This is a genomic window from Mucilaginibacter sp. OK283, assembly GCF_900110415.1.
Classification (GTDB): domain Bacteria; phylum Bacteroidota; class Bacteroidia; order Sphingobacteriales; family Sphingobacteriaceae; genus Mucilaginibacter.
This window is the reverse complement of the sequence record NZ_FODR01000014.1, coordinates 70214-88839: the sequence shown is the minus strand read 5'-3', so window position 1 is coordinate 88839 and position 18626 is coordinate 70214. Positions and strand designations below refer to the sequence as shown.

Here is an 18626-nt window from a genome sequence, read left to right as displayed (position 1 = left end):
GCATGAAAAGTAAACTATCCAGGTTAATAATAATACTTACAGCGCTCGCAGTAAGCGTAACACTTTATGCCCTAAAACCAGCAGCCGATGTAGTACCCGATGCCGATAATGCAGGCTTAAAATTACCCGCCGGATTTGGCGCCTTAAAAGTTGCCGAAACCGGTGCCAAGGCAAGGCATTTAGTGGTTACGCCACAGGGCGATATTTATGTAAAGCTTGCAAAGGTTAACAAAGAAGGTAAAGGTATTTTGGTATTTCATGAAGCTGCAAATGGCAAGGCAGAACTCAAATCGGGCTTTGGCACTTACGGTGGTACCGAAGTTTACTTAAAAAACGGCTACCTGTATGCTTCATCCAATACCGAGGTATTCAGGTATAAGGTGAATGATAAAAATGAAGTTATTAACCCCGATCAGCCCGAAAAAATAGTTACCGGCTTAAAGGCGGGCCGCCAGCACGAAACCAAATCGTTTGCATTGGATAACGATGGCAATATTTATGTAAACATAGGCGCCTGGTTTAATTCATGCCAGGAAAAAGACCGTGGGTTACATTCACCCGGAATACCGGGCTGCCCTATTCTTGATTCGATGGGTGGGGTGTGGCAGTTTAAGGCCGACAAATTAAACCAAACCTATGGCGATGGTGTGCGGTATGCAACCGGGCTAAGGAATATGGTTGGTATGGACTGGAATCAGCAGGACAACCAGCTTTTTGTAATGCAGCATGGCAGGGATAACCTCAACAGCTCGTGGCCCGAACTATATACCACCAAACAATCTGCTGAGTTACCAGCCGAATGTTTATACGCCCTTAAAAAGGGAGACAATGCAGGCTGGCCGTTTATGTACTATGACCAGATTCAGCATAAAAAGATACTAGCCCCTGAGTATGGCGGCGATGGAAAAAAAGAAGCTGATGCTAAATTTATCGATCCGGCTGCCGCCTATCCTGGCCATATGGCGCCCAATGGTTTGCTGTTTTATACCGGCAATCAATTTCCGGCGAAGTATAAAAACGGCGCTTTTATAGCATTTCATGGCTCATGGAACAGGGCTCCCGAACCACAGGCCGGATACTTCGTAGTTTTTCAGCCATTTAAAAATGGAAAGCCCGACGGCGATTGGGAAGTATTTGCAGATGGTTTTTCGGGCTCACCCGAAAAAACCGCCGCTGGTCGTGCCGATCATCGCCCCTGCGGGCTTGCCCAGGGTGCCGATGGTTCTTTGTATGTTACTGATGATTCAAAAGGTACCATATACCGCATTATCTACACTAAAAAGTAATTGCTGCAATGAGAAAATATTTAATGATTATCATCTTCATTTTTAGCTGCTATCAGTTAATGGCCCAGGTTAAAACTCCGGCGAAAGCCAGGGTTAGGCCCCGGCCGAGCTTCGCTAATCCGGTGGTTGACGGCAAAAGTGTATATGTAAAATATTGTTTGACCTGCCACCAGGCCGATGGGGGCGGGGTACCCAACATGAATCCGCCGTTAACTAAAACATCTTATGTGCTGGACGATAAAACCCGCCTGATTAAGGTTGTGCTTAACGGATTTTCAGAAAACGTTGATATTGATGGTGAATCATACTCCAACGTAATGCCGGCACATGATTTTTTGAAAGACCAGGAAATTGCTGCCGTGTTAACCTATGTCAGGAAAAACTTTACCAATAAAGCGGGTGCAATAAGTACGGCACAGGTAAAGGCTGTTAGGGCCGCTAATAAAAAATAAATCCTTTTTAAACAGATACCTCAATATTATGAAATCATTTTTATACTTATTACTAATGGTTTGCCCGGCGATAGCATTTGGGCAGGATACCAACACCGAAGCGGTTGTTCGCAAAGTTGCCGACAATATTGTTCAAAATACCTCATTTAAATTTATCAATTCCAGTACCAAAGAAAAATACGATTCTACAAAAGGATTGGCATCATCGGCTGACATTAAAGCGGATAGCAAATACAATAAGTGGGCTTATGTAAACGGTGTTTTAGCCATTGGCATGGTGCAAACTGCCGATGTGCTTAAGGATAAAAAGTACTCGGAATATTCGCAGCACAACTTTGAATTCATTTTTGATAACCTTAACTATTTTGAAGCCCTTTACAAAGCTAAAACAACCCCGAGGGTAGAATATGGTTCGGTATTCAATATCACCAACCTCGACGCTTGCGGTGCAATGTCTGCCGGATTGTTTGATGTAAATGCGCTGGCACAAAGAAAAGATTACCAGGCGTATTTAGAAAGATCTGCAGCTTATATTTCAACTAAACAGATGCGTTTGGCAGATGGTACGTTTGCCCGTCCGCAGCCTCGTTTTGGTACCCTTTGGGCCGATGATATGTTTATGAGTATCCCGTTTTTGGCACGTATGGGCAAGCTTACAGGCGACAACAAATACTTCGATGACGCTATAAAACAGGTAGAGAATTTTAACAAATATCTTTATGATCCTGCTACCGGCCTTTTCTTTCATAATTATTATTCTGACGATCAAACCAATGGTGTAGGTCATTGGGGTCGCAGCAATGGCTGGATAGCCATGGCACAGGTTGAGCTGTTAAACAATTTGCCGGCAAACCATCCCAAACGCCCCGAACTGATCAAATTACTGTTGAGGCAAATTGTAGGTTACTCCCGCTACCAGGACCCAACCGGTTTATGGCACCAGTTATTGGATAAACCCGATTCGTACCTGGAAACATCAGTTACTGCTATGTACACTTATGCCGTAGCCCGTGCAGTAAACCAGGGCTGGATCAATGAAAAATATATAGCTATAGCCAAGGAAGGATGGAAAGGATTAACTACCAAAATTACAGTCGATGGGCAATTGCAGGATGTTTGTATTGGTACCAACATGGATACCGACATTAATTTTTACTACACCCGGCCAACCGAGCTAAACGATACACATGGTTTAGGAGCCTTATTATTGGCCGGAACCGAAATGCTTAAAGCAGAAAGGAAAAAATAGCCATGTACAAGCTAACCAGGCTATTGTTGGGTATTATCCTTATAGCAACATGTAATTTAAGTTTGTTTGCTGCCGATGTGGATATCTCGGCTTACGGTGCCGTAGGCAACGGCACTACATTAAATACCGCGGCTATTCAAAAAGCAATTGACGCTTGTTATAAAAGCGGTGGTGGTAAAGTTATTATTCCTTCGGGAGTGTTTTTAACAGGTACAATTGCACTGAATGATAATATTACCCTGCAGCTAAACAAAGGGGCTGTTTTATTAGGCAGCACCGATGTTAACGATTATAAAAATCTTGATCCGTTTGTGGATGGACTTGGCATAAGTGTTGGCTGGGCCCTGATTGTAGCCGTTGATAAAAAAAATATAGGCATAGCGGGCGAGGGTACCATTGATGGCCAGGGATCAAAACTCAAAGCGCAGCAAATATTAACGGATACACGTGCCGAATCGCAGCGCTGGGGGAGGCGCCCGTTTTTATTGCGTATTGTGCGCTGCCAGAATGTTGCCTTGAATGGTGTTACCCTAAATTACGCCGCAGCCTGGACATCTCATTATTTTCAATGCAAACAGGTAAGTATTAAAAATGTAAAAATTGTAAGCAGGGGCGTAGCGCACAATGATGGTATGGATATAGATGGTTGCCAGGGTGTTGCTATTAAAAATTGTGATGTGGAAAGCGGCGATGACGCTTTGTGTTTTAAAACAACATCAAGTAAAATGGCCTGTAAAAACATTGTTGTTTCGGGCCTGCGGTTAAAAAGCGGCCAGGGAGCCATCAAAATCGGCACTGAATCCATGGCGGCATTTGAGAACATCAACATATCGCAATGTTATATTTATGATACAACTAATGGCGGTATAAAGCTGCTTTCGGTTGATGGGGCAAATATCAGGAATGTCCAAATCAGCGATATTACCATGGTTGAGGTAAAAACGCCTATACTTATTCGTTTAGGTGCCAGGTTAAGTGTATTCCGTAAAGATCAGGATAGTCAGCAACCTATAGGGACGCTTGAAAACGTAACCATCAAAAATGTAAAAGCAAAGGCGGCCGATAACGCACAGCTGATGCCGCCATCGGGTATCCTTATAACGGGTATCCCTGGGCATGCCATTAAAAACCTGGTATTGGAAAACATAGAGATAAACCTTGCAGGCGGCGGAAGCAATGAAAATGCCAGGCAGGTTGTACCCGAGGCCATTGATAAGTATCCCGAAGTAAAAACATTTGGTCCGCTGGTACCGGCCTACGGTGTTTGGGCCAGGCATGTGGAAGGACTAAAGGTGAGCAATGTAAAATTTACCCTAAGCCATAATGATCTTCGGCCAGCGATTATCTGTGAAGATGGGGAAAACATAGAGCTTAATTCCTGCATCATTCCCGAAACTACCGGAGCCCAGGCTGTAATAAGGTTAGAGAATGTTGCCGGGGCGCGTATGAATAATACCACGGTAGCCGGATCCGCGGATGCATTTGTGCGTGTTGAAGGCGATGCAAGCCGCGATATACATATCCTGGGAAATAAAATCTCAGGCATACAAAAAAATATCGATTTAGCTGCCGGTGCAAAAGCCGGAGCAGCTGTTTTGGATTAGAATAACACATTGATGATCAATATAAAATGAAGGCAAATGTTTGCAAAGTGTTTTTAGGCTTAGTTTTTCTGCTGCCCTGCAGGCTTTATGCCCAGCAGAGCGCTTTACCAAAACAAACCGACCGTTGGGCCATACAACCAGATGGAAGTATCAAATGGACTATTAATGGCAGGTTACCGCATACAGATCATATAGAAATGTCGGGAGAGAAAGTATCGGTTTGGGTTCAGTATGGGTTAGATAGCGCTGGCAGATCATCTGTTTTGCGAACGGTAGTGTTCCCCACATTCAGGATGCTGCCCGATGGTACCCGTACCCATATTGATTATTCTTTTCAGGATAGCGGACTGCCACGGTTTTATATTAATAATCGTCAGCTGAAAACCGATTTAGCAAACGGAAAAAAATCGGGCGATCTTTCGTACAATATCAAAAGCATCAGCCACAAAGGCATTATGCGGATTGAGGCGACAACAAGCAATCCGGCGCTGGTAAAAATTGAACGGAGTATTTTCCCCTCGGTAGATAAACCTATGGCTATTGAAAAGTTTGTGTTTACTAATATTACCGATAAACCGGTCACCATTTCCATGGAGTATTTGCGGCATGAGGTGAGGACGGATAGTCTTAAAAGTAAAGTAAGGCCCCATTCCATTATCATGGGATCTGCCAATAGTGGCAGCCGTATAGTGCAAGCCGGTGAGCATACGACTTTCGCGGTTTATTATTTGGCAACAGATTTTCCTGGTCAGCCTATTACGGTTAACGCAGATGCGGAAGAAAAAGCCCGTGAAAACCGTGTAAATACAATTTTATTACCGCTGCAATTAAAAACACCCGATACTTTATTAAATACTGCGTTCGCCTTTGCCAAAATCAGGGGGACAGAGAGTATTTACAAAACCAAAGCAGGCTACCTGCATGGGCCGGGCGGGCTGGCATACTATGCTGCGATCTGGGCAAATGACCAGGCCGAGTATATTAGTCCCTTCTTCGCGTTTTCGGGAGATAGTATCGGCAACCTGTCGGCCATGACGTGCTACCGCTTATTTTCCAGGTATATGAACCCGGAGTACAAACCCATACCCAGCTCCATAGTTGCCGAAGGCGACGCCGTATGGAAAGGCGCGGGTGACCGTGGCGACCAGGCCATGATTGCCTATGGCGCTTCGCGGTATGCATTAACCTATGGCCGCCCAGATTCTGCAAAAGTATTGTGGCCGCTCATTACCTGGTGCCTGGAATATAGCCACAGGAAGCTAAACGACCAGGGCGTGATTACTTCAGATCATGATGAGTTGGAAGGTCGCTTTCCATCTGGTAAAGCCAACCTGTCAACCAATAGCCTTTATTATGATGCGTTGATATCGGCGGCTTACCTTGGCAAACAATTGCATCAGCCAAAAGCACAAACAGACGAATATTTAAAACAAGCTGCAACGCTTAAAAGTAATATCGAAAAATACTTCGGGACAACCATAGAAGGCTTTAAAACCTACAAATACTACGAAACCAATGATGTACTGCGCGCCTGGATCTGCCTGCCCCTTACCATGGGTATTTTAGATAGGAGCGAAGGAACCATCCAAGCCCTGTTTTCGCCCCGCTTATGGACGGCTGATGGATTGGCTACCGAGGCAGGCAAAGAAACTTTTTGGGACCGCTCAACCCTGTATGCGCTTCGCGGTGTATTGCAGGCTGGTAAAACAGAAAAAGCAATGGAATACCTGCGTTATTATTCACGCAGGCGACTATTGGGAGAGCATGTGCCCTACCCGGTAGAAGCTTATCCCGAAGGTAACCAAAGACATCTATCTGCCGAGAGCGGACTTTATTGCAGAATATTCACTGAAGGGTTATTTGGTATGCGGCCAACAGGCTTTAACAGCTTCAATTGCACACCACGGCTGCCAAATGGCTGGAATGAAATGGCGCTAAATAACATCCATTCCTTCGGGCACGTGTTCAACCTTAAAATATCGAGGGTGAATAAGGAGAAGTTAAATATTACCATAACCGAGGGTAGCAAAACCATCAAATACAAAGTAAATGACGGGGGTACACAAGCGGTCACTTTATAAGTATCAATACCAAACAAATAATATAACTATGAAGAGCAAACTTTTTAAATACATATTGCCTGTTTTAATGGTAGTTACTGTTTATGACAGTAATGCCCAAACACATCAACTGGAAAAGCTTTGGGAAACGGATACAGTTATAAGGGTTCCCGAATCAGTTTTGCCGGATTTTAAAAAAGGTATATTATATGTATCAGAGATAGATGGAAACCCCAACGCTGTTGATGGTAAAGGTGGCGTAGCCAAAATTACTGTTGACGGAAAGATCATTAACCTTGATTTTACAACCGGTTTAAATGCACCTAAAGGACTGGGGCGGTTTGGTAATGATTTATACGCCGCAGATCTGTCGGAGGTGGTAGTTATTGATATCAATACAGGTAAGGTTAAAAATAAGATTGCTATTGATAGTGCCAAAGCTTTAAATGATATTACTGTTAATGATAAAGGCGTTGTTTATGTATCAGATAGTAAAACAAAAAAAATACACCGTATTGAAAACGGTCATGCAAGCACGTTTTTAACAAACGTAAGCGGTGTAAACGGGCTTAAAGCTATCGGTACCGATCTTTATATATTGGGTGGCCAAAAATTTATGAAAGCAGATAGCCAGGGTAATTTAACACAAATAACCATGCTAAGCTGCGGAGGCGATGGCCTTGAGCCTGTTGGTAACGGCGATTTCCTGATCACCTGCTGGTCGGGACATATATTTTATGTAACCGCCGATGGTAAAATAGAAACCCTGCTTGATACACAGGAGCAAAAAATAAATACTGCCGACCTGGCTTACGATACAGTGAAACACATTTTGTATGTGCCTACCTTTTGGGCTAAAGAGGTAATAGCCTTTAAGTTAACAACAGTTAAATAATATGAGGTTTTGTAAAATACGTTTTCCAAAAATATATTTGGTTGTTGCAGGTTTGGTAAGTACTCAACTTGCAACAGCGCAAACACACAACACCGATGCCTATTTAAAACTGTGGTATACCAAACCGGCTGTTACCTGGGAAGAGGCCTTGCCCCTGGGTAATGCCACCACCGGAGCTATGGTATTTGGCGGTATTAACCACGAGCATTACCAGCTTAACGACCATAACCTGTGGTCCGGCTACCCCGAAGCCGGGAATAACCCACAGGCATCAGCGCATTTGCCCGAAGTACGAAAGGCTGTGTTTGATAACGATTTTGATAAGGCGGCGGAGATATGGAAAAAGTATTTACAAGGGCCATACACAGCCAGGTATCTGCCCCTGGGCGATCTGCTGCTTAACTTTAACCTGAAAGATAGTATTCATTACTACCGCGACCTGAACTTAAATAACGCGGTTGCTACCGTGCGGTTTGAGGCTGGCGGCGTGCATTATCAACGGGAAACATTTATAAGCTACCCGGATAAAGTAATGGTGGTACGCATCACCGCGGATAAAAAAGGCGCTATTAATTTCACAGCCAATTTGCAAAGCAAGTTGCACTTCAGCATCGAAATGGATGGCAGCAATAAGCTGATTTTAAAGGGTAAAGCCCCAAGTTATGTGGCCAACCGGGAATCCGAGCCACGGCAGGTAATTTATGATGAGCCCAAAGGCGAGGGCATGAGTTTCCAGATCAACCTCAAAATAAAAAATAATGGCGGGCGGGTGATGGCCGATAACAACGCATTACAAGTTACAGGCGCTAACCAGGTTATACTTTATTTAACCGAGGCAACCAGCTTTAACGGTTTTAATAAATCGCCGGGGCTGCAGGGGAAAGATCCGGCCGTTGAAGCCAATGCCAGCCTGTTTGCCGCATTGCAAAAAACGTACGAACAGCTCAAACAAAGGCACATTGCCGATTATCAACGCCTTTTTAAACGGGTCGATTTTAATTTGGGTGCAGATACGGTGATGGTAAAACAACCTACGGACGAACGGCTCAGGAGTTTCAGTGTAGCTAATCCCGATAAGCAATTACAAACCCTGTATTACCAGTTTGGGCGTTATTTGCTGATTGCCAGCTCAAGACCCGGCAGTGCGCCCGCCAACCTCCAGGGCATCTGGAACGACCAGGTGATACCGCCCTGGGGCAGTAATTATACTACCAACATCAATACCGAAATGAATTACTGGCTGGCCGAAAACACCAATCTTTCGGAGTGCCACCAACCTTTATTTGATTTTCTGAAAGAGCTTGCCGTGAACGGCGCAATTACAGCCAAAGTAAATTATAACATTGATGAAGGCTGGGTACAACATCATAACACCGATATCTGGGCTAAAACATCAACCGTTGGTAATTTTAATCACGACCCCAGGAGCGCGGTGCGCTGGACAGCCTGGCCAATGGGCGGCGCCTGGATGAGCCTTCATTTATATGACCATTACCTTTTTACCGGCGATAAGTTTTTTTTGAGCAAAACCGCGTACCCTATCATTAAAGGCGCTGCACAGTTTATGCTGCACTGGCTGGTAACCGACCCGAAAACGGGATACCTGGTAACAAATCCTTCTACCTCGCCCGAAAATACTATTAAAATCAGTGGTAAGGAATACCAGGTAAGTATGGCTTCTACTATGGATATGTCTATCATCCGCGAGTTGTTCCAGGATTGTATAAGCAGCGCGGAGATATTGGGTACCGATAAAATGTTTGCAGCCGAGGTAAAAGCCGCTTATGATAAGCTTTATCCATTTCATATAGGCAAATATGGCCAGATACAGGAGTGGTTTCAGGATTGGGACGATACCACGGATACACACCGGCATATATCGCATTTGTTTAGTTTGTTTCCAGGCAGGCAGATCTCTGTGTTTAATACGCCCCAGTTGGCTGCTGCGGCAAAACAATCAATGATTTACAGGGGCGATGTAAGCACAGGCTGGTCAATGGCCTGGAAAGTGAACTGGTGGTCGAGGATGCACGATGGCAACCATGCCTATAAAATATTAGGCGCAGCATTTAACTATATGGACCCCTTGCAAAAAAAAGGACAAATGAGTGGCGGCGGTACCTATCCCAATTTGTTTGATGCCCACCCGCCCTTCCAGATCGACGGAAATTTTGGAGGAACGGCTGGTATGACTGAAATGCTGTTGCAAAGCCAGGATGGGGAGATAGAACTGTTGCCCGCCCTGCCCGATGCCTGGGCCGATGGCAGCATTAAAGGCATCAAAGCCCGCGGAAACTTTGAGGTAGCGATTGACTGGAAAGAAGGGAAACTGAGCAAGGCGCTTATCAAATCGAACATTGGGGGCAACTGTCGCTTACGAACCCCGATACCTGTAAAAGTGGTGGAGGTAAGCAGTAAAGCGGCTACAGGTATCAACAAAAACATTTTAGATACGCAGCCGGTAACACCGGTTTACCAGCAGGCAGATGACGCCAAACTACCGGATGTATCCTTTAATAAAGGTTATATAATTGACTTTGCTACAGAAAAAGGTAAAACCTATACCATTATACCTAACTAACATGATGAAAAAATTGAAATGCTTTTGGCTGATTTGTTTGTTTGGGAGTTTCATCGCGGAGCTTCACGCCCAATCCATCGCCTGGACGGAAATAGAACCCGGAATATGGAAAGGCATTATAGGTAAGCCCGAAGAATTTGACTTACTGAAAGTGGCCGGGGTACAACCCTATCATGCCGGTTTAGCGCAAATGCCAGGGGCCGCCTTCCCCTTACCGCAGCAGGAAATTACAGGTAGTGTACAGGGTGGTAAAACTTACCTGCGCTTTCCATTGGAAAAAAAAGAGCAGTTGTTTGGTTTCGGTTTAAATTTCCAGACAGTATTTCAGCGCGGCAAAGTGCTTACGCTGCATGTTGACAATTATGCCGGTAAGGATAATGGGCGCACCCATGCACCCACACCTTTTTATGTATCATCAAATGGTTATGGTGTGTTTATCAACTCGGCCAGGTATATCGACGTATATGCCGGTACAGCAGTAAGGCGCGACAGTAAAGTACCTCCCGAAGTAAAAGACAGGAATCTTGATAAAACATGGAGCTCGCATCCATATTCAGATGGTGTGGAAATGCTGGTGCCCGCTTCCGGGGTAGAGATCTATGTATTTGCTGGTCCAACTACTTTAGATGCCGTACGGCGTTATAATTTGCTAAACGGCGGCGGTTGTTTACCACCACGCTGGGGCCTGGGCTTTACACAGCGTATGCAGCGTTTAACCGATGCGCAGGGTGTTGCAGCCGAAGCAAAGGCATTTGAGGAAAAGGGTTATCCGCTTGATTTTATCGGGCTTGAGCCAGGCTGGCAAAGTAAATCATACCCCTGTACTTTTGAGTGGGATGCAAGCCGGTTTCCTGATCCTAAAGGTTTTATACAGGATATGCTGAAAAAGAATATCAGGCTCAATTTATGGACTAATCCTTATGTATCTCCGGAGGCACCTGTTTATAAAAGTATTTTACCTTACAGTGGTACGCATACGGTTTGGAACGGCATTGTACCTGATATAAGTATGCCCGAAGCACGTAAGATCTTTTTTGGCGAACTGGAAAAAGGCAAAATAGATATTGGCATCAGCGGCTATAAAATGGATGAGGTTGATGGCGGGGATAATTATTTATGGCCCGACGTAGCAACTTTCCCGTCAGGCCACGATGCCGAACAAATGCGTCAGACGTATGGCTTGATGATGCAACGTTACACCAGCCAAATTTACCATGAACGTAATCAACGTACATTTGGCCTGGTTCGCGCCTCAAATGGCGGTGGTTCATCGTTCCCTTATGTTATCTATAACGATTATTACGATCACCGCGATTTTATAACAGCATTGGTAAACAGTGGTTTTGCAGGTGTGTTATGGACGCCTGAGGTACGTTCCTCCAAAACCGGCGAGGAATGGTTACGCCGGTTTCAGTCGAATGTTTTTTCGCCTATGGCGATGATTAATGCCTGGGCCAGCGGTACCAAGCCATGGTCGTTCCCGGAGGTTGCGGAGCAGGTAAAAACAATGGCCAACCTGCGCATGCAGATGATGCCTTACTGGTATAGCGAATTTGCCAAATATCACTTTGAAGGCATCCCGCCTTTCCGGGCCATGTACCTGGAAGATGGCTTTGTTGGAGGGGAAGCTAAAAATGAAAACAGAAAAGTAAACCTGGAGGAAAATCCTTACGAAGAGGCCATAACCAAAGAGGTTAAAGACCAGTACATGGCCGGCGAATATTTGCTGGTAGCACCAATATTTGCCGGGCAAACCAGCAGAAAAGTGATCTTGCCAAAGGGTAAATGGTACAATTTTTACACAGGGAAGTACGCAGGTGACGGAGAAATCATCAACGTTACGCCGGGCCTGGATAAAATACCGGTTTATGTAAAGGACGGCGGTATTATCCCCATGATGCCCGTAATGCTGCACGCGCCCAAAACAGGGCAGAAAGTTGACCTGGAGGTGAGGTATTATGGTAGCAAACCGGGTACTTATTCTTTATATGATGATGACGGAGAAACATATGATTATGAAAAGGGTAATTACAGCTTCCGGAAGATCATGGTGAGCAAAGTAAACGGGAAATTAAAAGGCACAATTACCCCGGCATTAAAAGGGAAACCAGATAATGTTGGTAAGGTAACTTTCAAAGCAATGACGGAGCTATAGCTTTGGTATCAAGCCCCCATTTTTTATAAAGGTTATTGGTAACTGTTTCTTTTAGAAAATATCGACCGCAACTATATTTCGCATTTCATCACCGGATTGTGATTTCATTAGCACATTATAGGAAATACATATTCAGCTATAATTCTTGTTCAGGATTGACAATTACAACGACATCTTAAATAGTGGAGTGTAATTTTCTATGAATCCATTTTTTATAACATTGTGCTTCAAACGCCCATCCGATTATATTGGTTTTGAAGTTGGGTTACTTATAAGAAAACTATCAATTAACCCTGACCTGGTTGGTACATTCTCTTTTCTACAGGTTGATAATATTCATCCAGGTTTTCTGGTGTTCGTGCGTTATAACCTAAAACCTGTCGCAAACTTTCATTTAATCCTTCACCAAATGTGTAGCCTAATGCCCGGGGGTAATCCAATTGCTGTTTAAAAAATGGCCGCGTAAAAGCCATGGTAAGCGTACGCCTTTGTCCATTGGTATGGTTTTTTCCGCTGGCGTGCCATAGGTTAGAGTCAAATAAAATAATACTTCCTTTTTTTACTACCGCACGGTCAGAATTTTTGTAAAAAAAGTCGGCTTCGGGTTTTTCTTTAGAATGGTGCGAGCCCGAAAGAAAATGAGTTGCTCCGTTTTCGAGGGTAAAGTCATCCAGGATAACCATCATCTGAATCATTAGCTTAAAATTGCCGGTATAACTTCGAATATCCCGATGAATGTTTTGAACATAGGGGTTGTCGCCTTTTAAATTAATTACTGCACCCAGGGAATTGAGGATATAGTTGCCGTCTAAAAAATGCCTTATTTGGCTGTCACAATATTTTTGATCCAGAAATTTTAGGGCGAATGCATCCTTTTCAACAAGATGATGTAATGTGCCGTTCATGACTGCCGCAATGCCATTTTTTACCTGGATTTTTCTTCGCTCATCATAAGCATTAACTAACGAATTGGCAATCTCATCAACAAAATCCACATCCAACGCGTCTTCGTAAACAATCCAGCCGCAGTCAGCCATAATGGTGTCAAAAGTTGCCAGATCGGCTTCAGAATAATTAAATTTATTTTTCATAATATTTATTTTATCGAGGAATTAAATAATGGTTGTATTGATAATTGGGGTTACTGTCTCTGCTTTAGGGGCCGGGCGGCGATATAGCGGAAAATATGCTGACCCTGAACCGGCCTCCGACGAACTTTTTGCTACAAGGGCGTCATATGCTTCATGGTCGTTAACATAGCACCATATCCGGTCGGTTATTTGTAAATCCGAAAAATACCTTTTGAATTCAAATAACGAATCTTCTTTTCCGCCTACCCCGCCACCCAGGTGAAAGATTTTTTTGCCAAGCCTGCGCCCAATCATACTTATCTCGTCGGTAAGTAATTTACTTGGCGATTCTTTTAAATAATCGGGCGACGTGGCTGAAAGATGATTTCTGATGATGTTTTCTGAAAGCAATAAAACCGCGCCGCAAATGAGTTCTGTGCCGTCATATATCAGGATAAGCTTGTTTTCATAGCCTTCCATGTTAATAATGTCAGAAAAGTATTTTTCGTCGAAGTAATAATTTGGCGAGGCATTTACCCGATCCATATTTTTATAGTACATATCTATAAAATATTTCACATCGTCGGGGCTGTTATTATCTTTTATGATATAGCCTTTTTCGCGCATTTTTCTTATTTGTCGGGAAAGTCTTTTTTCGTATTTATTCCTTTGGTCTTCAATGGATATTGACAGGTCGATGTATAAAGTTGTACCATTGCTTTTTAAGCCGCCAATGCTGTCAAGTACGTAATCCTGATTTAGGAAAGGATGAAGTCGGGTGAATATGCAGATCGCATTTTCACGTCTCATAAAATCAGTAAAAGCCTGCTTGAAAGCTGGGATTATGCTCGCCGGTACGGTGCGCAAATCGACATTTGACACCGGCCCGCCATAACCATAAACAGAGGTCATATCAAAAAAAAGAGAATTTTCTATCTTCCTTTTTATTACCGGGAGAGCAATAAAAAGATGGCCCTGTTCATAAACAAAAAGAAGTTGCTCGCCTTCTTTGTTTAAAGAGTGGTAGTGCCAGCTATGGAAAACATCGTGAGTATATGCACGATGTATATAGGCATCCCAGCCATCTTTATCCCGGATGGTAAATTGTTTGTAACCCATAATGATTTTAGTTAGAAAAAAGAATTAATAGAAATGTAGTGCAGGGTAAACTCAACTAAATAGTTAACGGCGATAAGCTGTTATTTAATAATAGCCAACGGAATAAGCTTATGGCGTGGGGAAGATATGAGCATAAAGGGATACCTTGTTTTATTGCCTGATCCTGGTTAAATGATGGAGTTACTCAAGTGACTTGGATTGGCCAACACCAGGCACAAATATTTGGAGGCGCTTAAATTGCGCAATCGGCTTAGTGTTAACCATGATAAAATATAAAACATTGATTATTAAATACTTGTAAATGTTTTATTTGAAATGTGTTAAGTTATGTTAACCCAATTAGATGCGTTTGCCCTGAAATGTAGGGTGTCGAGAAGGGGGATTCTTCACCTTTAGTATATTTTTTGTGATTTAGCAACCCTCTGGTACCCGGGCCAATATAGGCTTGATTGAAAAATGTTAAATTCAGTTGACCTGTTGTTATTAAGGCAATAGGCCCCGGGTAATGCTTAAAGCCGGGCCTGTGGCATTAATTGTACTTAACTCTGTGAAGCAGTACGGATAAGGTGTATAGGCTTTTGGTAATTGGGATTTACCATTCCTATTAAGTCAATGGTGTATTTGTAGATTAAATCAGGAATTTTACCGTATTGTATATTTTTTGAAAACGGTGTCTCTTCAATTCAAATAACAGATACCTGTTAATATACAACAACAACAACTTTGCCCGTTGAATGCCATTATAGCTAAAATGTTTTATAATCAGGTTAAAATCGCTGATTACCATTTCCATCCTTGCCTCTGTTTTAATCATGCTCCAAATACCGCCAACATGATTACGGTAGCAACTCATTACCTCGGGCATTACATATATTTTACCGCCTGTAACAGAAGTTGAAAATATTTTAAAGAATTTGTCGGCTGCAAAACAACTAAAATACCAGGGTTGATGAAACAACTGGTTAATTTTTTTTAAGTTACGGTAAACCACAGTTGCAGTTTTTGTTTCAACCTGCTTGCCTGTGAGTAAATCATGATAGGTGTGTATTAGTGGTACCGGTTTTGGCGCAACGTATAAAGTATTTCCGTCGGTGTCAATTACGCGCGTGTAATGGCAGCAAATAATATATTCGGGGTTTTGCTCTAAAAAATCCACTTGTTTTTGTAGTTTCAGTGGGTTTGTCCAGTAGTCATCACCATCACAAAGGGCAATGTATTTTCCGGTACAAGCATCCAGCGTATCAATCATGTTTTGATGAGCACCAACATTTTTAATTGCAGTAACTACCTTTATTTTGCCGGGATATTTTTTTTTAAACGATTGCAATATGGCCGCGGTGTTATCAGTAGAGCAATCATTGCCCACTACAATCTCAAACGGGAAATTTGTCTGCTGCATTAAAAAGCTTTCAATTGTTTGAGTAATAAATTTATCCTGATTGTAAGTTGTGCAGGCGACACTTAGCATGAAATTCTCTTTAATCATTTTTGTATTTTTTAATCGGTATTGAAATAGGCCCAGGTACGTGTTGTTTTTGTTTTAAAATTGTATCAGGACAGAATTATAATAGTGGGAGTAAGGTTCTTTTACAATAAACATCATTGATAAATTAATGCTGGCAATAGCATTCGCAATGCCGGTTACACGAGCCGGATATTATAAACAAACCATTATTAAGAAACTGAGCGGTATATGTTTGTTATAATCGTTTTTGCATCTGAACAACAAACACGCGCTCATTTTGGGTTTTGATTTAACAAATGTATTCAATAGATTTTCAATTTTTTATTCGCGTGTTTATTTGAAAATAAATTGTAAAGGATAGTCAACCCTTTCACACAAATGGTGAAATTATTTCCATTTGTGTAAAAGGGTATTAGTTAGGTTGACGCTTAAATAGTTATGACAAAGTTTTATGCTGTCGTCATCGGTATTGGCACTGCTTATCTATTAAATCCGGTAGTTGCCATGGCTTTCTAATTAACGCAAACTGCATAGGTAATGTAAATTTTAACGATAAAGTATTTTACACCTTTTGTGTAATTTTTCATATAATTTACAATCGGTGTTCAATTCTTTTGTTTTGTAATATGCTGTTATACAATTAAATAAATTTGAGTTTGTAAATAATTACTTAAGGGTATTAAAATAAAACTCAAAATTATGTGTGGAATAGTAGCTTATATAGGATTTCGTGATGCCTGGCCAATTGTAATAAATGGCCTTAAAAGATTGGAATATCGTGGGTATGATAGCACCGGTATTGCCATTATAAATCAGGTGGGTTTTAGTATTTATAAAAAGATTGGCAAAGTGTCGTCGCTTGAAGCTTTTACTGAAGCTGAAGATAAAAGCGGACACGTAGCCATTGGCCACACCCGCTGGGCTACCCATGGTGCGCCGTCTGATGTTAACTCTCATCCCCACACGTCGAATGATAACAGGTTGCACATTATTCATAATGGTATCATCGAAAATTATGCCACGCTGAAAGAAGAGCTGATTAACCGCGGACATCATTTTAAAAGTGAAACGGATACCGAGGTGCTGATTCACCTGATTGAAGAAATTCAAAATATTGAACAAACTGATCTGATGGAGGCTGTTCGTTTGGCTTTGAATACCGTAATAGGTGCTTATGCCATTGTGATTTTGGACCGGGAAAATCCCGGGCAATTAGTTGCCGCGCGAAAGGGTAGCCCCCTGGTTATTGGGGTTGGCAAAGGCGAATATTTTATCGCTTCGGACGCAACACCGATTATTGCATATACAAAAAATGTTATCTATTTAAAAGATAATGAAATAGCCCTCATAAAGCATGACGAACTATTGGTTAAACAACTCGATAATGTTATCCAGACACCATTAATACAAGAGCTTGAAATGAAGTTGGAGTCTCTTGAAAAAGGGGGCTTTGAACATTTTATGTTAAAGGAAATATTTGAGCAGCCACGCTCTGTAACAGATTGTATGAGGGGACGTATATTTCCGAAAATTGGCAGAGTGGAGTTAGGAGGGCTAAAAGAATACGCTGATAAGCTGAAAAATATTGACCGGATAATTATTGTTGCATGCGGTACTTCCTGGCATGCAGGTTTGGCGGGGGAGTACCTGATTGAAGAATATGGGCGTGTTTCTGTTGAGGTAGAATATGCTTCGGAATTTAGATACCGAAACCCGATAATAACTGAAAGGGACGTTGTATTGGCAATCTCTCAATCCGGTGAAACTGCAGATACGATGGCCGCGATAGAAATTGCGAAAGAAAAAGGTGCCACAATTTTAGGTATCTGCAATGTTGTTGGCGCTTCTATACCCCGAATTACCCACGCCGGAGTTTATACGCACGCGGGGCCCGAAATTGGGGTGGCCTCAACAAAAGCTTTTACGGCGCAAGTTACCGTACTTACAATATTGGCTTTGTATATAGCTCAACAAAAAGGTACTATCTCGTCGTCAAAACTTATTTATTTGTTATCTGAACTTGAAACAATTCCCGACAAAATTCAAACGCTTCTTCAGGATAATGATTTGATAAAAAATATTGCGTTGAAAATTAAAGACGCCTCCAATTGCTTGTTCCTTGGTCGTGGCAGCGGCTTCCCGGTGGCGTTAGAGGGAGCATTAAAGCTCAAGGAGATCTCCTATATCCACGCCGAAGGATACCCGGCGGCAGAAATGAAACATGGCCCCATCGCTTTGATTGACGAAGCGATGCCCGTGGTGTTTATTGCTACCCAAAACTCATCATATGACAAAGTTATAAGTAATATACAGGAGGTTAAAGCCCGGAAAGGGATTGTAATTGCTATTGTTACCCAGGGCGATGTGACGGTGAAAAACATGGCAGATTATTGTATAGAGATACCTGGCGCAGATGAAGCGTTTTTGCCACTATTGGCAACTATACCCTTGCAACTGCTGGCATACCATACTGCCGTGCTTAGGGGCTGTAATGTTGACCAGCCACGTAACCTTGCCAAATCAGTTACGGTTGAGTAAGATTATGATAAGCTGATATCAATGCTATTTTAAGACGATAGCATATGTTCACAACCTCAATATACTACGATAAACATAGCAGGTGTAAGCCTGCTTTTTTTATGTGATACTGTTACCGCGAACAATACTCTTCATGTGCCTTAAAACGCAAA

The 18626-nt window shown here is 42.6% G+C and carries 12 protein-coding genes; 9 read left to right on the top strand and 3 right to left on the bottom strand.

Translation table 11 applies throughout. The features are described from left to right. Positions 1–2: 2 nt before the first annotated feature. Genes BMX56_RS25415 through BMX56_RS25380 form a run of 8 tightly spaced genes read left to right on the top strand, consistent with a single transcriptional unit; the run spans position 3 to position 12282 of the window. Positions 3–1286 carry a PQQ-dependent sugar dehydrogenase gene (locus tag BMX56_RS25415; RefSeq protein WP_090652521.1) on the top strand — a complete coding sequence of 428 codons (1284 nt, stop codon included), beginning with the start codon at positions 3–5 and terminating at the stop codon, positions 1284–1286. Positions 1287–1294: 8 nt separating this feature from the next. Next, positions 1295–1738 carry a c-type cytochrome gene (locus tag BMX56_RS25410; RefSeq protein WP_090652520.1) on the top strand — a complete coding sequence of 148 codons (444 nt, stop codon included), beginning with the start codon at positions 1295–1297 and terminating at the stop codon, positions 1736–1738. A 28-nt stretch (positions 1739–1766) separates the two neighbouring features. Continuing rightward, complete coding sequence (locus BMX56_RS25405; RefSeq protein ID WP_090652519.1) at positions 1767–2987, top strand: glycoside hydrolase family 88/105 protein; 1221 nt, start codon at positions 1767–1769, stop codon at positions 2985–2987. A gap of 2 nt (positions 2988–2989) precedes the next feature. Further along, positions 2990–4591, top strand: a complete 1602-nt coding sequence (locus tag BMX56_RS25400) for a glycoside hydrolase family 28 protein (RefSeq protein ID WP_090652518.1) — start codon at positions 2990–2992, stop codon at positions 4589–4591. A gap of 26 nt (positions 4592–4617) precedes the next feature. Beyond that, positions 4618–6672 (top strand): glucosidase family protein, encoded by a 2055-nt coding sequence (locus BMX56_RS25395; RefSeq protein WP_090652517.1) that lies wholly within the window; start codon positions 4618–4620, stop codon positions 6670–6672. A 28-nt stretch (positions 6673–6700) separates the two neighbouring features. Beyond that, positions 6701–7546, top strand: a complete 846-nt coding sequence (locus BMX56_RS25390; protein ID WP_255369920.1) for an SMP-30/gluconolactonase/LRE family protein — start codon at positions 6701–6703, stop codon at positions 7544–7546. Position 7547: 1 nt separating this feature from the next. Next, on the top strand, positions 7548–10127 hold the full coding sequence (locus BMX56_RS25385; protein WP_090652516.1) for a glycoside hydrolase family 95 protein: 2580 nt from the start codon (positions 7548–7550) through the stop codon (positions 10125–10127). Between the two features lies 1 nt (position 10128). Then, positions 10129–12282: a glycoside hydrolase family 31 protein gene (locus BMX56_RS25380; RefSeq protein ID WP_255369919.1), complete on the top strand. Its 2154-nt coding sequence runs from the start codon at positions 10129–10131 to the stop codon at positions 12280–12282. Positions 12283–12569: 287 nt separating this feature from the next. Here the strand turns inward: BMX56_RS25380 and BMX56_RS25375 are convergent, their stop codons facing one another. From BMX56_RS25375 to BMX56_RS25365, 3 genes are all read right to left on the bottom strand, one after another. Then, on the bottom strand, positions 12570–13373 hold the full coding sequence (locus tag BMX56_RS25375) for a phytanoyl-CoA dioxygenase family protein (protein ID WP_090652515.1): 804 nt from the start codon (positions 13371–13373) through the stop codon (positions 12570–12572). Positions 13374–13394: 21 nt separating this feature from the next. Beyond that, positions 13395–14471 carry a GNAT family N-acetyltransferase gene (locus BMX56_RS25370; protein ID WP_090652514.1) on the bottom strand — a complete coding sequence of 359 codons (1077 nt, stop codon included), beginning with the start codon at positions 14469–14471 and terminating at the stop codon, positions 13395–13397. 628 nt (positions 14472–15099) lie between these two features. Beyond that, positions 15100–15957 (bottom strand): glycosyltransferase family 2 protein, encoded by an 858-nt coding sequence (locus BMX56_RS25365; RefSeq protein WP_090652513.1) that lies wholly within the window; start codon positions 15955–15957, stop codon positions 15100–15102. A 678-nt stretch (positions 15958–16635) separates the two neighbouring features. On the opposite strand from BMX56_RS25365, the gene glmS reads away from it, so the two are divergent. After that, positions 16636–18474: a glutamine--fructose-6-phosphate transaminase (isomerizing) gene (gene glmS / locus BMX56_RS25360; RefSeq protein WP_090652512.1), complete on the top strand. Its 1839-nt coding sequence runs from the start codon at positions 16636–16638 to the stop codon at positions 18472–18474. Positions 18475–18626: the final 152 nt, after the last annotated feature.

Coding starts and splice junctions, on each gene's coding strand:
- BMX56_RS25415 (WP_090652521.1), top strand. CDS start 3: ATGAAAAGTAAACTATCCAGGTTAATAATAATACTTACAGCGCTCGCA.
- glmS (WP_090652512.1), top strand. CDS start 16,636: ATGTGTGGAATAGTAGCTTATATAGGATTTCGTGATGCCTGGCCAATT.
- BMX56_RS25390 (WP_255369920.1), top strand. CDS start 6,701: ATGAAGAGCAAACTTTTTAAATACATATTGCCTGTTTTAATGGTAGTT.
- BMX56_RS25375 (WP_090652515.1), bottom strand. CDS start 13,373: ATGAAAAATAAATTTAATTATTCTGAAGCCGATCTGGCAACTTTTGAC.
- BMX56_RS25365 (WP_090652513.1), bottom strand. CDS start 15,957: ATGATTAAAGAGAATTTCATGCTAAGTGTCGCCTGCACAACTTACAAT.
- BMX56_RS25395 (WP_090652517.1), top strand. CDS start 4,618: ATGAAGGCAAATGTTTGCAAAGTGTTTTTAGGCTTAGTTTTTCTGCTG.
- BMX56_RS25405 (WP_090652519.1), top strand. CDS start 1,767: ATGAAATCATTTTTATACTTATTACTAATGGTTTGCCCGGCGATAGCA.
- BMX56_RS25410 (WP_090652520.1), top strand. CDS start 1,295: ATGAGAAAATATTTAATGATTATCATCTTCATTTTTAGCTGCTATCAG.
- BMX56_RS25380 (WP_255369919.1), top strand. CDS start 10,129: ATGATGAAAAAATTGAAATGCTTTTGGCTGATTTGTTTGTTTGGGAGT.
- BMX56_RS25370 (WP_090652514.1), bottom strand. CDS start 14,471: ATGGGTTACAAACAATTTACCATCCGGGATAAAGATGGCTGGGATGCC.
- BMX56_RS25385 (WP_090652516.1), top strand. CDS start 7,548: ATGAGGTTTTGTAAAATACGTTTTCCAAAAATATATTTGGTTGTTGCA.
- BMX56_RS25400 (WP_090652518.1), top strand. CDS start 2,990: ATGTACAAGCTAACCAGGCTATTGTTGGGTATTATCCTTATAGCAACA.